The organism is Halorarum halophilum, from assembly GCF_013401515.1.
Lineage (GTDB): Archaea > Halobacteriota > Halobacteria > Halobacteriales > Haloferacaceae > Halorarum > Halorarum halophilum.
The window spans coordinates 3,475,956-3,488,595 of sequence record NZ_CP058529.1; the positions used below are offsets into that span (position 1 = coordinate 3,475,956).

Sequence of the window (12,640 nt, forward strand, 5' to 3'; positions counted from 1 at the left end):
CTCGCACGGCCGCTACGCGTTCCCCTCCCGGTCGAAGCCGTCGTAGTGCACGTCCGCCCAGTAGACGGTGCCCTCGTAGCGCACGACCCACGAACCCGAGTACTCGTCGGACCGGACCGCCTCCTGGCTCCAGAATCGGCCCAGGACCGACCGGAACGCCTCGTCGTCGGTCGACTCGGCGTAGTACGTCTCCTCGACCGCCCCGGTGACGACCTCCCGTTCGGCGTCGGAGAGCCCGGAGAGGGTGAACAGCTTCGACTCCCGGAGGTCGGCCGCGTAGGCGCTCGCGCTCGAGGCCACCTCTGTCGCAGTGTACCGGTACTCGGTGACGGTCACTTGCCCGTCGTCTCGGACGCTGACGGGATACCGCTCGCCATCGAACATGATCGCGTCGTAGTCGCCCTCGAGGAGCACCGACGCTGCGATCTCGTCGTCGGTGTAGCGCGCGCTGGCGCCCATATCGTACCCCTCGGTTCGCCCGTCGTACCGGGGAGGGAGGACGGCGTCGACGAGTTCGCGGTCCGCCGGGGGGAGGTCCTCGTATGCGACGGCATCGCCCTCGACGGTGCCGTTGTAGTCGACCTCGATGTTCACACGGGTCTCGGTGTGGTTCCCGACCGCCTCGGCCGAGAGGTCGTAGTACGCGCCGCCGACTGCGAACGGGAGCCCGTCCGGGTCGACCGGCGGCGACGTGCCGTTCCCCGTCGCCGAGCCGTTCCGGGTGGCGCCAAGGACGAGCGCGCGACGCTCGGCGACCTCGGGGTCCTCCGTGGTGGGGAGCGACCTGCTCGCGTGCTCGGCGAGTTCGACATCGTTCACGGCGGTCATGTCGAGCGACCCGGCGGCCGAACAGCCGGCCAGCGGGACGAGGAGGGCGAGCGCGAGCAGGAGGAGGGGGACGCGGGGGTGCATGGGGGGTTGTCGCCGGAGGCCGGGAAGTGTCTTGTGGGTTCGTTGGCGTTTCCGGTCGGTTCGTGACGGTGGGGGTTCCGGACGCTTACGTGGCGGGCTCGACAGCTTCCACCACCACCGACGATTTCAGCGCACGCACGAACCCGCTGCTCGCGACTGCAGTACGACCGAAAGAGAAGAGTCGCAGAGTTCAGCGAGCCGCGGCCGCGACGCGCTCCTTCTCCTCCTTCTGGGAGATGGGGTACGCCTGCACGTCGTAGCGGGCCGCGCCGACGAGGAGATCCGCGAGCGCCTCCGCGGCGGTCGTCTTCGACTTGTACGTGGCCGACTCGACGCCGTCGCCGATGAACTTCAGGGCCTGGTCGACGCGACGCTGGGGCGCGACGTCGACGGCCTTCGGGACGGAGATACCGCCGTACTTCAGGCGGACCGTCTCCTCCCGCGGGGCGGCGTTCTCGACGGCCTCGACGAGCACCTGCACCGGGTTCTCCTCGGTGCGCTCGTGGACGATGTCGAGGGCGTCCCGGACGATGCGGGTCGCTTGCTGCTTCTTGCCCGTGTTCTCGCTCTGCATCAGGCGGTTGATGAGCCGCTCGACGACGGAGATCTCGGACTTGTTGAACTGCTTGGACGCGTGTCGGCCCATCGTGTGCGCGATGGGGGTGACGTTGAGGTACGTCCGCGTCGAGGGGTCGCCGTACTCGATCTCGGAGACGTCCCAGACGCCGAACAGGAGCGCGTTGTCGGTCGCGTCGTCCGAGTCGGCGGGTGCCTCGGGCTCGGGGGCTTCTTCCTCGGACATCGTTATCGGACCGGTTTCTCCGCGTTACCGCGCACGAGTTCGAGCATCGCGACGCCGTTCACCTTCTCAACCTTGTAGTTCACGCCCGAGAGGTCGCCCATGGCGCGACCCTTCGCGCCGCCGATGCCGGCGATGGTGACCTCGTCGTGCTCGTCGATGAACGAGATGGCGCCGTCGCCGGGGCAGAACGCCGTGACCTGCTTCCCGTTCTTGATGAGCTGCACTCGGACGCACTTCCGGATGGCCGAGTTGGGCTGCTTCGCTTCGATCCCCACCTTCTCGAGGACGATGCCCCGACCCTGCGGGGCACCCTCGAGGGGGTCGGACTTCTCGCCGAGACCGCGCTCGCGGCGCGCGTACTCCGAGTCGGACCACCGTCGCTTCTGGCGGTCCTTCTTGAGCATCCGCGCGGCGTATTTGCCGTTCGCCATAGTACACCGACGTACTTAGCCGAGATACGTAAGGGTTCCCTTTCGCGAGCGACGAGACGCCGCGAGAGCGGGTTAGCGGTACCTCTCGACGGATCTGAGGGCGTAACTCGACCGACCTCACGCCGCGAGAGCCGATTTCCGTCCGAATGCGGCGCTGAGAGGTCGTCGTTCCGGTCGACGGAAATGCGAGCACGGTCGCCAGCACGCCCGTCGACGATTCCCCGCCCGACAACGAGTCGGCGGACGACGGGTTCAGTCCTCGTCCGGTCACTCCTCTATGCGGTACACGTCCACCTGGATCCTGCCGTGCTCGGAGCAGGTGGCTCTCGTCCGGTACGGCTCCGCCGCGTCGTCCAGCTCCTCCCCACAGAGCGGGCAGTGCGTCGCGTACTCCGTCTCTCCCATGTACCGATGGTTCGTATCCCTCAGTGTTCATGTTTCTCCAATCGGTCGCTGCCCGGGCGCCGACTCGTCCCGGCGACGCGAACCGGGGCCCGTTCGCGTCCAGCGCCCGTGGAACCACGCGAGGGTTCGCCCATTGCGGGCCGCTCGTTGCCGTCTCGACCACTCGAGTCGTTACGGGAGGCGGAGTGGGGCGGATGGACTGACGCAAATGCCAGCAAGGGGCCTATTCGACTCGGGGGCGACGTGCTCGTATGACGTATCGAACCACGGTCGGCTGGTCGCTCATCACCTCGGGTCTCGTCACGCTCCTCCTCGCGTACCTCCCGGGCGAGTCGTGGATGTGGGGAATCGGGCTCCTGGTGCTCGGAATCGTGGTCTTCGTGGTCCGCCGGTAGCCGTCCGCCTCACTTCCTGACGACGAACGGCTCGTACGTGCCCCAGTTGTAGTCGGCCTTCTCGTCGGCGAGTTCGCGCATCCGGGCGGCCAGTTCGTCGCGGTCGACGTTCAGCTTCTCCGCCCACTCGTCGAGCTTGTGGCCGTCCTCGAGTGCCAGCACGAGCGACTTGTCGGTCTCCCCGACGACCTCGCCGTGGGAATCGCGCAGTTCGGTCAGCAGCGCGTCGCGCTCGTCCGCCTCGACTCCGTACTCGGTGAGGGTATCGGTCATGAACTGTCGTCCTCCGTGCGGTACGTGCGGTCGAGGACGAATAAGTGGACGGCGAGAAGATTGATACGGGAGATCTCCCGACCCCGCTCGGGGGGCGTACTGGAACCTCGTCCGGGCGTCGGCTCACTCCTCGCGGTCGACGGTGAGTCGCCCGTCCAGTTCCCGGCCGGCCGGCGGCGCGAGTGTCACACCCTCGGCCTCGAGCCGGCTGACCGCCCGGGCGCGAACCGCCGACCGGGCGGTAACGACTCCCTTGGCGGTGGGATCCTCGATCCAGTAGTCGACCGCGACCGTCACCGCGTCGTCCCCGAGTTCGGCGACGCGCGTCTCCGGCGCCGGCGACGAGAGCACGCCGTCGACGCTCGCCGCGACGTCGGCGAGCGTCCGGCGCGCCGCGGCGATGTCGTCGTCGTACGCGACAAACACCTCCTCGCTGGCGCGGACCCGTCCGTGGCCGTACGGTCGCACGATGGAGTCGGTGGTCAGCGCGGTGTTCGGCACCGTGATGATCTCGTTGGCGGCCGTTCGGACGCGGGTCACGCGGAACCCGACGCGCTCGATCCGTCCCTCGCCGTCGGGCCAGGAGACCCAGTCGCCGACGTTGAACTCCGGGTCCGTGACGAGGAACAGGCCGCTGACGAGCGAGCCGATGAGCTCCTGTCCGGCGATACCGAGCACGAGCGTCGCCGCGGCGACGACCACGGCCGAGTTGGAGAGGATGCCGCCGTAGCCCGCTGCAACGACGCCCACCAGGGCGGCGACGACGAGCAGCAGGATGCGGAGGTACGTTCCCGTCGCGTCGACGACTGTCGGGTTGTTCCGGTTCCGCGAGCGGACCGCTCGGACGGCCACCGGGACGACGAGCACCTGGCCGACGACGTAGACGACCCCGGCGGCGAGGAGGAACCAGCCGGCCGACGTGAGCGCCCCGACGAGCGCGTCGCCGGTGGCGTCGATGGGCGGGGGAACCGGATCGGTCGGGTCGACCTGAAGGGGTGCCATCGGCTACGAAATGGTGGGCCAGCGTGAAAAACGGCCGTAACCTCCCTCGTCGGTGTCATCGAACAGACGGTCGTCGGAGTCGGGGCGGGCCGCCGTCGCGGCTCAGGCGAGTTGCACGTCGTCGATGTCGAAGTGCCGGCTCGCCAGCCGTCGCGCGGTCTCGATGGTTCGCCCGTCGGCCCCGATGGCGACGCCGCGGTCGCGCTCTGGAACCTCGACGTAGGCGACCGTGTCGTTCTGCTCGGAGACCGTGACGCCGCGGACGGCCGCGGGCGCGAGCGCGTTCGCGACGAACGCCTCGGGCGTGTCCGCGTTCTCGACGAGGACGACGTCGGCGCCGAGCCGGTCCTCGACCCGACGGACGACCCGTCCGTCCGGGCCGATGGCGTCGCCCATCTCCCCCGCGGGGAGGAGGAAGACGACCCGGTCGCCGTCGTCCTCGAGGAGGCAGTCGAGCGGGCCGACGTCGGTCAGTTCGTCGAAGGTCCCGATGTACTGTCGGGCCTCGTCGGAGAGTTCGACGCGCATTCAGTCGTCGGCGGATGACGGACTCGGCTTCGAGCCCATCCGCAGGTCGACGTCGCCGGTGCCGATGGACACCGGCTTGCCCACGATGACGTTCTCGATGACGCCGTTGAGGTCGTCCTCCTCGCCCATGATGGCCGCGTCGAGGAGGTGGTTCACCGTCACCTCGAACGCCGCGCGGGCGAGCACCGACTCCTTCGAGCCGGAGATGCCGTGCCGACCGATCGACTCGACGGTGCCGCGGTTGGTCATGATGTCCGAGACGAGCATCAGGTGCCGGACGTTCACGTCGTCGAGCCCCTGCTCCTCGAGCGTCTCCATCGTCTCGTTGATGATGGACTCGCGGGCGGCCTCGACGCCGAGCGTCCGGTAGATCTCGTGGATGTTGTTACAGGTCGTCCGGGAGGCGTCGACCCCCTCGATCTCGAGGGCGTCCGCGAACGCCGACCCCTCGGTGTAGAGGACGAACTCCTCGTCGCCGTCGTCGGTCTCCTCCTTGCGGATGACGACGCGGGTGACCTCCTCGATGCCCTTGAACACGATGTCGCGCAGCTCCTCGACGAGCTGGAGCAGCCGGCGGTAGCTCGGCTCGTCCGGCCCGAACTCGATGTCGGTGCCGGCGTGGCGCGTCTCCACGCCGAGCGCGTCCTCGATGGTGTCGGCGACCTCGCCGGCGACCTCCGTCGCGTCGTCGTAGGTGGGCCACCGCTCGAGCAGCGTCTCCTCGTTGAGGTCGACGGACACCAGCATGTCCGCGACGTTCGTGGAGACGTCCCCGAGCGCGAGGATCTTCGTCGACTCGATCTGCCAGACGACCTCGTGGGCCCTCTCGCGGTCGTTCCCGTGCTCCTCGTCCAGCCGGACGATCATGATCGGCGTGTCCGGCGTCTTCCGCGCGTCCACCAGTTCGATGAGGCGCGGGAGCCCCTGGGTCACGTCCATCTCCGCGACGCCCGCGTAGTGGAACGTGTTCATCGTCATCTGCGTGCCCGGCTCCCCGATGGACTGGGCCGAGACGGTCCCGACCGGCTCCAGCGGGTCGACGCGGGTGTCGATGTAGCGCGACTCGACCGCCTGGGCGATCTCGTTCGCCTGTTCGGTCGTCACGCCGTCGCGGGCGTTGATCGTCTCGTACACCCGGTCCTTCAGGCGTCGCGGGAGCTCCGTGTCCTCGACGACGAGCGCGATGTCCTCCGTGACGTGCTCGTGGGCGTCCACGTGCGCGTCGACGCTCTCAGTCATCGGATTCCACCCCCACGCCGCCGGCCTTGTCGAGACCCGGCCCGGCGTACTCCGAGAGGTTCGTCGGCGGCTCCTCGCGGCCGAGGAACCGTGCCTTCTCGTCGTCGGAGGCGAACTCGGCGTCGACGACGCGGTCCGTGATCTGTTCGACGTCGATCGCGTTCTCCTGGGTCGAGGACACCTTCACCGGCGAGGTGCCGTCCTCGCCGTACTCGAACTGGACGATGTTGTCCGAGGTGTCCCGGACCGTCCCGTCGTACTGCGCCTCCAGTTCGGAGAGCGCGTTGATGAGGCGGCGCTGGAGGTACCCGGACTTCGACGTCCGGACCGCCGTGTCGACCAGGCCCTCGCGGCCGCCCATCGCGTGGAAGAAGAACTCCCGCGGGGTCAGCCCTCCGCGGTAGGAGTTCTCCACGAAGCCGTGAGCGTCCGACGAGAGGTCGTTCGGCTCGTAGTGGGCGAGCGTGCGATCCTCGTAACCGCGGTTGATTCGCTCGCCGCGAACCGCCTGCTGGCCGACACAGCCGGCCATCTGGGTGAGGTTCAGCATCGAGCCGCGGGCGCCCGAGCGGGCCATGATGACCGCCGGGTTGTCGTCCGCGAAGTGGTCCTCCGCGATCTCGCCGGCCGAGTCGCGGGCCTTCCCGAGCGTCTGCATGATCTTCATCTCCAGGGTCTCGTCGACCGTCCGGCCCGGCAGCGACTCGAGGTCGCCGGCCTCGTACGTCTCGATGAGCTCCTGGACGCGCTCGTAGGCGTTCTCGATGGCCTCGTCCACCTGCTCGTTCGCCTGCGGCGGGATGGACTCGTCGTCGATGCCGAGCGAGAAGCCGAAGTGCATGATGGCGCGCATCGCGAGCGACGCGACCTCGTTGATGAACACGCGGGCGCGGGTCTCGGAGTACATCTTCGTGAGCGTGTCGACGACCTCGCCGCCGAACGCGCCGACGGCGTCCTCGTCGATGGTCCCTTCGACGAGCTGGCCGTTCTCGATGAGCACCGTATCGCCCGCCGAGGACGTGAACTCGAGGTTCAGGTCGTCGGGCAGCAGCTCCGAGAACACTGTCTGGCCGGTCCAGACGGGTTCGCCCGCCTCGTTCTCCCCGTCGGCCTCTGGCAGCTCGTCGACCGACGTCGCGCGTAGCAGGTCGAGCGCCTGCGTCTCCGTGAACTCGGGGTTCTCGTGGGTGAGCAGGTACGTCCCGGAGATGTGGTCCTGGATGGCCCCGATGATGTTCTCGCCGAAGCGCGGGCTGAGGATCTGTTCCTGCACGCGCATGAGGACGCGCGCCTCCGCGCGGGCCTCCTCGTTCTGCAGCGCGTGCATGTTCATCTCGTCCCCGTCGAAGTCCGCGTTGTACGGCGGGCAGACGACGGTGTTGAGCCGGAACGTCTTGTACGGCATCACGACCACCTCGTGGGCCATGATGGACATCCGGTGGAGCGACGGCTGCCGGTTGAAGATCACGATGTCGCCGTCGACGAGGTGGCGGTTGACCTCCCAGCCGGCCTCGACCTTCTCGGCGAGCTCCTCGCAGTTCTTCTCGGTCACCTTCAGCCGGCGGCCGTCGGGCCGCTTCACGTAGTTGGCTCCGGGGTGGCCCTCGGGTCCGTTGGCGACGTAGCGTCGCGCCCGGTCGAGGTTCCGCTCGGAGACGTTCATCACCTGCGTCATCTCGCTGGCGACGCGCTCGGGGACGCCGACCTCGTTGAGGCTCAGCGTCGGGTCCGGGCTAATGACGGTCCGGGCGGAGAAGTTGACGCGCTTCCCGGACAGCGAGCCGCGGAAGCGACCCTCCTTGCCCTTCAGGCGCTGGGAGAGCGTCTTCAGCGGGCGGCCCGAGCGGTGGCGCGCGGGCGGCGTGCCCGAGATCTCGTTGTCCACGAACGTCGTGACGTGGTACTGGAGCAGCTCCCACAGGTCCTCGATGATGAGCTGCGGGGCGCCGGCCTCGCGGTTCTCCATGAACCGCTGGTTGATGCGGATGATGTCGACCAGCTTGTGCGTGAGGTCGTCCTCCGAGCGCTGGCCGTTGTCCAGCGTGATGGAGGGACGCGCCGTCACCGGCGGGACCGGGAGGACGGTCATGATCATCCACTCCGGCCGCGACCCGACGGGGTCGATTCCGAGCGCCTCGAGGTCCTCGTCCGGGATGTCCTCGAACCAGTCGCGGATGTCCGAGGGCATCAGCTTGTTCATGTCCTCGACCGTGAGGTCGATGTCGAGCGCCTTCTCCAGCGCCTTGCGGTCCTCCTGGCGCGGGCGGAACTCGCCCGAGAGGATGTCGTTCACCCGCGAGAGGTCGATGCCCGTCTCCTCTGCGAGCTCCGGCGGCGCCATCCCCTCGTCGTCCTCGTCGTCCTCGTCGGGCTGCATCGCCTGGGCGATGAGCTCGGAGTAGTCGCCCGAGAGCACGTCCTGCACCTCGTAGTAGGTGGTCGGCTTCTCGTGCTTGATGTCGGCCTGCGGGGCGCTGCAGTACGGACACGTGGACGCCTTGCGGGCCTGCCGGACGGCCGCCTTCAGCACGTCGGTCGGGTCGCCGCCGAGGTCCTTCGTCCGCTGGAGGTTCGCCTTGAACTCCTCCTTCTCGTCCTCGGTGAGCGCGAGGCGACCACAATCGCGGCACGTCGACCGGAGCAGCCTGCGGATGAGCTTCGTGAAGCCGACGTGGATGACCGGTGCGGCGAGTTCGATGTGGCCGAAGTGGCCGTTACACGACCCGGAGTGCTGGCCGCAGGTGCGGCACTCGAGCCCGGGGTCGATGACGCCGAGCCGCGGGTCCATCAGCCCCATGTCGATGGGGTAGCCGTCGTCGTCGTACGTGTCCGCCGTGATTACCTTCGTGGCGGACATGTCGCGGTACGTCTCCGGGTCCATCAGGCCGAACTTGATGGCCCCGATCTCCTTGGGTGTCTGACCAGCCATTGTTATACTGCGTCCTCCAGTTCCAGCGTCGGTCGAATGCCGAGCGCCTTCATCTCGTCGAGCAGGAGTTTGAAGGCGTAGCTGACCTCGATCTTGTGGATGTTGTCCTCGTCACCCGTGACCGGGTCGTAGATGCGGCGCTGCTCGCGGTCTTCGACGGCGACCATCCCCGTCTCCTCGGAGATGTACACCTCCTCGCGGTCGGAGGCGTCGAGGAGGCGCTCCTTCAGCGCCATCGCGGCGCCGTGACCGATGAGCACCTCGCGCTCCATCTCGCCGACGCGGAGGCCGCCCTCGCGGGCGCGCCCCTCGGTCGGCTGGCGGGTGAGCACCTGCACGGGACCGCGCGAGCGGGCGTGCAGCTTGTTCGACACCATGTGGTACAGCTTGTGGTAGAGGATGGTGCCGACGAAGATCTCCGCCTCGATCTTCTCGCCGGTGACGCCCGAGTACATGACCTCCTTCCCGGACGACTTGTAGCCGTGCTCCTCGAGGGAGCTACGGAGTTTCTCCTCGTTCTCGCCCTGGAAGGCGGTGCCGTCGACCCGCCGTCCCTCGAGCGAGCCGACCTTGCCGCCGAGCATCTCCAGCACGTGGCCGACCGTCATGCGCGACGGCAGCGCGTGCGGGTTGAGCACCAGGTCGGGCACGACGCCGTCCTCGGTGAACGGCATGTCCTCCTGGGGCGCGAGGTGGCCGACGACGCCCTTCTGGCCGTGTCGCGACGCGAACTTGTCCCCGAGTTCGGGGATGCGCTCGTCGCGGACGGACACCTTCGAGAGCTTCGAGCCGTCCTCGCCCTCCATCAGCGTCACCGTGTCGACGACGCCGTCCTCGCCAGAGCGCATCGTGACGGACGTCTCGCGGCGCTTCTGCGGGGAGAGCCCGCCCATGTCGTCCGGCTCCTCGAGGAACCGCGGGGGGCTCGTCTTCCCGAGCAGGACCGAGTTCTCGTCGACCGTCGTCTCGGGGTTGACGAGGCCGTCCTCGTCGAGGTGGGTGTAGGCGTCCTCGCCGCGGGCGCCCCGAACGTCCTGGGAGGGGATCTCGAAGCGGTCCTCCTGGCCGCCGGGGTAGCGGCGCTCCTCGCCCTCGTAGGTCCGGAAGAAGTGCGATCGGGACAGCGCGCGGTCGACGGACCCCTTGTTCATGACGAGCGCGTCCTCGATGTTGAACCCCTCGTAGGACATGACGGCGACGACGAAGTTCTGCGCCGCGGGGCGCTCGTCGAAGCCGATCTGCTCGGTCGTCTGGGTCTTCACCATCGACAGCTGCGGGTAGTGCAGCAGGTGCTGTCGCGTGTCGGGGCGGATGCGGTAGTTGGCCGACGGCAGCCCGAGCGACTGCTTCATCATCCCCGCGCCCATCGTGATGCGCGGGCTGGCGTTGTGTTCGGGGTAGGGGATCATCCCCGCGCCGATGCCGAAGATGAGCTGCGGGTCGATCTCGAGGTGGGTGGTGTTCTCGGTGATGTCCTCCTCGTCGACGGCGACGAGGATGTTCTCCTCCTCCTCGGCGTCGATGAACTCGACGAGCCCGTGCTCGACGAGGTCCTCGAACTCGATCTCCCCGTCCTGCATCGCCTCGATGTGCTCGTCGTCGAGCATCGGCTCGCCGTTCTCCACGACGATGAGCGGTCGCCGAGCGCGCCCGGCGTCGGCGTTCACGATGACCTCGCCGGTGCGGTCCCGAACCGAGACGTTCACCATGTCGGAGACGTCGCCGCGCCGGCGGGCCTCGCGGATCTGTGCTGCTAGCTGGTTCGGGTCCGGGTGGGTCCCGACCAGGCTTCCGTTGACGTATACTTTCGCTTCTCGTGCCTGAGCCATGATATCAGTCGTCCGCGGACGCTCGATCCACGCCCTCGATGCCGGGCATGCCCTCGACACCCATGGACGCGAGTTCCCGTTTCAGTCCCTGTTCGTCCTCGATGTCCTGTGAGAGTTCCATCGCCTGCGCGAAGTTCTTCACGAGCCCGCAGTTCGGGCCCTCGGGGGTCTCCGACGGACCGATCCGACCCCACTGGGTCGCGTGCAGGTCGCGCGCCTCGAAGTGCGGCTGCGAGCGCGACAGCGGCGAGCGCAGGCGGCGCAGGTGCGACAGGACGCCCATGTAGTCCGTCCGGTCGACCAGCTGCGAGACGCCCGAGCGACCGCCGACCCAGTTACCGGTGGCGATGGGGTGTTCGAGCCGCTCGGTGAGCACGTCGGAGCGGACCACCGTGTTGACGGTGAGCTGGCGGTTCCGCATGTTCGCCCGCTCGAGCTGGTACTTCACGTCGCGCGCGAGCTTGTTCAGCGCCGTCCGGAAGAGGTCCTTCATCAGGTCGCCGGACACCTTGAGGCGCTTGTTGGCGTAGTGGTCCTTGTCGTCGGCCTCGCGGCGATCGAGCGCGAGTTCGAAGCACGCTTCCGCCATCCGGCAGAGGTAGAACGCCTTGTTCGAGCGGGTCTCCTCGTCCTCGACGCCCTCCTCGTGGAGGTGGGGGAGGAGGTAGCGGTCGATGACGTAGTTGGCCCGCTTCAGCTGGTAGTTCTTCCCCTGGCCGGAGGCGACGCGCTCGCCGAGGGTCTCGATGGCCTCCTCGGTCGTCTGGACCTCGGCCTCCTCCAGGTTCTCCAGCATGTACTTCACGATCTCCGGGTCGTCGGAGACGCGGTGGACGATCTCCTCGTCAGATTCGAGCCCGAGCGCCCGGACGAGGGTGACGAAGTTCACCGAGCCCGACACGGAGGGGAAGGACACCTCGAGCAGCCCCTCGCGGTTGCGCTCGCAGAGCACGAGCGCGCGGTAGCCGCGGCGCTGGGAGAACGTCTTGGCGACCTGGATGTCGTCGCCGTACTTCGTGTCGTGCTCGGCGAGGATCTTGTTGGGCGCCAGGTCCTCCGAGGTCATCAGCACGCGCTCGGAGCCGTTGACGATGAAGTAGCCGCCGGGGTCGACGGGGTCCTCGCCGATCTCGACGAGGTCGTCGTCGGAGAAGCCGGCGATGTTGCACTTCTCGGAGCCGACCATGATGGGCATCCGACCGACCTTCGTCTCGGTCTGGTCGACGACCGTCTCCGGCTCCTCCTCGCCGCCGCGGATGACCTTCATCTCCATGAACACCGGGGCGGCGTAGGTGATGTTTCGGAGGCGCGCCTCCTGCGGGTAGAGCAGTTCCTCGGAGCCGTCGGCCTCGCGGACGCGGGGCGTCGTGATCCGAACGTCGCCGAGTTCGACGTACACGGGCTCCTGGCCCTCCTTGTCGCCGATGTCGGTGTCGATGGTCTCCTTCTCGTCGACGACGCGCTGCATGCCTCGTGCGAGGAAGTTGTTGAACGACCGGAAGTGGTGGGCCGCCAGTCGCTCCTGGGAGAAGTACTCCCGGGAGACCTCGCGTCGAGACTCCCGATTCATTCTACCACCAGCCGATAGACGACAGCCTGGTCGGTGGTGCGCGAGTCACGCTCGATGCGGATGACGTCCCCGACCTCGGCCTCGTCGGGGAGCGCGGGGTCCGTCCGCGTGATCTTCGGCAGATCGGTCTTCTTCACGTTGTACTCCTCGAGGACCTCCTCGACGCGCTCGGGGTCGTCGAGGACTGTGTGGTCCGGAACCAGTTCGTGTTCACTTACGTTTACCATGTCTCGGTGGTGTTCGCGTTCGGCGTCGGCCTGTGCCGCTGGGGAGAAGTTGTCACGAGGATACTACGGCGCTCTATACGACGACGGGGTTTAAGGCT

The 12,640-nt window shown here is 67.9% G+C and carries 13 protein-coding genes; 1 reads left to right on the top strand and 12 read right to left on the bottom strand.

Features of this window, described 5'->3' with window-relative positions; all coding sequences use genetic code 11:
* Positions 1 to 12: 12 nt before the first annotated feature.
* The 4 genes from HUG10_RS21865 to HUG10_RS17325 all read right to left on the bottom strand — a co-directional run bounded on the left by HUG10_RS21865 (position 13) and on the right by HUG10_RS17325 (position 2,550).
* Positions 13 to 912 carry a hypothetical protein gene (locus HUG10_RS21865; protein WP_179170753.1) on the bottom strand — a complete coding sequence of 300 codons (900 nt, stop codon included), beginning with the start codon at positions 910 to 912 and terminating at the stop codon, positions 13 to 15.
* A gap of 190 nt (positions 913 to 1,102) precedes the next feature.
* Entirely contained in the window at positions 1,103 to 1,714 is a 612-nt protein-coding gene (locus HUG10_RS17315; RefSeq protein ID WP_179170754.1) for a 30S ribosomal protein S7, read from the bottom strand.
* A 2-nt stretch (positions 1,715 to 1,716) separates the two neighbouring features.
* Positions 1,717 to 2,145: a 30S ribosomal protein S12 gene (locus tag HUG10_RS17320; RefSeq protein ID WP_179170755.1), complete on the bottom strand. Its 429-nt coding sequence runs from the start codon at positions 2,143 to 2,145 to the stop codon at positions 1,717 to 1,719.
* Between the two features lie 267 nt (positions 2,146 to 2,412).
* On the bottom strand, positions 2,413 to 2,550 hold the full coding sequence (locus tag HUG10_RS17325) for a hypothetical protein (protein WP_179170756.1): 138 nt from the start codon (positions 2,548 to 2,550) through the stop codon (positions 2,413 to 2,415).
* A gap of 251 nt (positions 2,551 to 2,801) precedes the next feature.
* Between HUG10_RS17325 and HUG10_RS17330 the strand changes: the two genes are divergently transcribed.
* Complete coding sequence (locus HUG10_RS17330) at positions 2,802 to 2,945, top strand: hypothetical protein (RefSeq protein ID WP_179170757.1); 144 nt, start codon at positions 2,802 to 2,804, stop codon at positions 2,943 to 2,945.
* A gap of 9 nt (positions 2,946 to 2,954) precedes the next feature.
* Here the strand turns inward: HUG10_RS17330 and HUG10_RS17335 are convergent, their stop codons facing one another.
* The 8 genes from HUG10_RS17335 to HUG10_RS17370 form a co-directional block, all read right to left on the bottom strand.
* A complete protein-coding gene (locus tag HUG10_RS17335; RefSeq protein ID WP_179170758.1) occupies positions 2,955 to 3,218 on the bottom strand; it encodes a hypothetical protein in 264 nt (87 codons plus the stop codon).
* A gap of 123 nt (positions 3,219 to 3,341) precedes the next feature.
* The gene (locus HUG10_RS17340) at positions 3,342 to 4,220 is read right to left on the bottom strand and encodes a mechanosensitive ion channel family protein (RefSeq protein ID WP_179170759.1); all 879 of its coding nucleotides are present in this window, start codon (positions 4,218 to 4,220) and stop codon (positions 3,342 to 3,344) included.
* Positions 4,221 to 4,322: 102 nt separating this feature from the next.
* The gene (locus tag HUG10_RS17345; RefSeq protein ID WP_179170760.1) at positions 4,323 to 4,748 is read right to left on the bottom strand and encodes a NusA-like transcription termination signal-binding factor; all 426 of its coding nucleotides are present in this window, start codon (positions 4,746 to 4,748) and stop codon (positions 4,323 to 4,325) included.
* Complete coding sequence (gene rpoA2 / locus HUG10_RS17350; RefSeq protein ID WP_179170761.1) at positions 4,749 to 5,987, bottom strand: DNA-directed RNA polymerase subunit A''; 1,239 nt, start codon at positions 5,985 to 5,987, stop codon at positions 4,749 to 4,751. It abuts the gene before it with no gap.
* Positions 5,980 to 8,916, bottom strand: coding sequence for a DNA-directed RNA polymerase subunit A' (locus HUG10_RS17355; protein ID WP_179170762.1), 2,937 nt, complete (start codon positions 8,914 to 8,916; stop codon positions 5,980 to 5,982). Before HUG10_RS17355 ends, rpoA2 begins: the two co-directional genes overlap by 8 nt.
* Before the next feature lie 2 nt (positions 8,917 to 8,918).
* Entirely contained in the window at positions 8,919 to 10,745 is a 1,827-nt protein-coding gene (rpoB, locus tag HUG10_RS17360) for a DNA-directed RNA polymerase subunit B (protein WP_179170763.1), read from the bottom strand.
* A 4-nt stretch (positions 10,746 to 10,749) separates the two neighbouring features.
* Positions 10,750 to 12,315 (bottom strand): DNA-directed RNA polymerase subunit B'', encoded by a 1,566-nt coding sequence (locus HUG10_RS17365; RefSeq protein WP_179170764.1) that lies wholly within the window; start codon positions 12,313 to 12,315, stop codon positions 10,750 to 10,752.
* A complete protein-coding gene (locus tag HUG10_RS17370) occupies positions 12,312 to 12,542 on the bottom strand; it encodes a DNA-directed RNA polymerase subunit H (protein WP_179170765.1) in 231 nt (76 codons plus the stop codon). The genes HUG10_RS17365 and HUG10_RS17370 overlap by 4 nt, the downstream gene beginning before the upstream one ends.
* Positions 12,543 to 12,640: the final 98 nt, after the last annotated feature.

Bases quoted from the DNA above. Each gene is read 5' to 3' on its own strand.
- HUG10_RS21865 (WP_179170753.1), bottom strand. From the start codon at position 912: ATGCACCCCCGCGTCCCCCTCCTCCTGCTCGCGCTCGCCCTCCTCGTC.
- HUG10_RS17315 (WP_179170754.1), bottom strand. From the start codon at position 1,714: ATGTCCGAGGAAGAAGCCCCCGAGCCCGAGGCACCCGCCGACTCGGAC.
- HUG10_RS17320 (WP_179170755.1), bottom strand. From the start codon at position 2,145: ATGGCGAACGGCAAATACGCCGCGCGGATGCTCAAGAAGGACCGCCAG.
- HUG10_RS17325 (WP_179170756.1), bottom strand. From the start codon at position 2,550: ATGGGAGAGACGGAGTACGCGACGCACTGCCCGCTCTGTGGGGAGGAG.
- HUG10_RS17330 (WP_179170757.1), top strand. From the start codon at position 2,802: ATGACGTATCGAACCACGGTCGGCTGGTCGCTCATCACCTCGGGTCTC.
- HUG10_RS17335 (WP_179170758.1), bottom strand. From the start codon at position 3,218: ATGACCGATACCCTCACCGAGTACGGAGTCGAGGCGGACGAGCGCGAC.
- HUG10_RS17340 (WP_179170759.1), bottom strand. From the start codon at position 4,220: ATGGCACCCCTTCAGGTCGACCCGACCGATCCGGTTCCCCCGCCCATC.
- HUG10_RS17345 (WP_179170760.1), bottom strand. From the start codon at position 4,748: ATGCGCGTCGAACTCTCCGACGAGGCCCGACAGTACATCGGGACCTTC.
- rpoA2 (WP_179170761.1), bottom strand. From the start codon at position 5,987: ATGACTGAGAGCGTCGACGCGCACGTGGACGCCCACGAGCACGTCACG.
- HUG10_RS17355 (WP_179170762.1), bottom strand. From the start codon at position 8,916: ATGGCTGGTCAGACACCCAAGGAGATCGGGGCCATCAAGTTCGGCCTG.
- rpoB (WP_179170763.1), bottom strand. From the start codon at position 10,745: ATGGCTCAGGCACGAGAAGCGAAAGTATACGTCAACGGAAGCCTGGTC.
- HUG10_RS17365 (WP_179170764.1), bottom strand. From the start codon at position 12,315: ATGAATCGGGAGTCTCGACGCGAGGTCTCCCGGGAGTACTTCTCCCAG.
- HUG10_RS17370 (WP_179170765.1), bottom strand. From the start codon at position 12,542: ATGGTAAACGTAAGTGAACACGAACTGGTTCCGGACCACACAGTCCTC.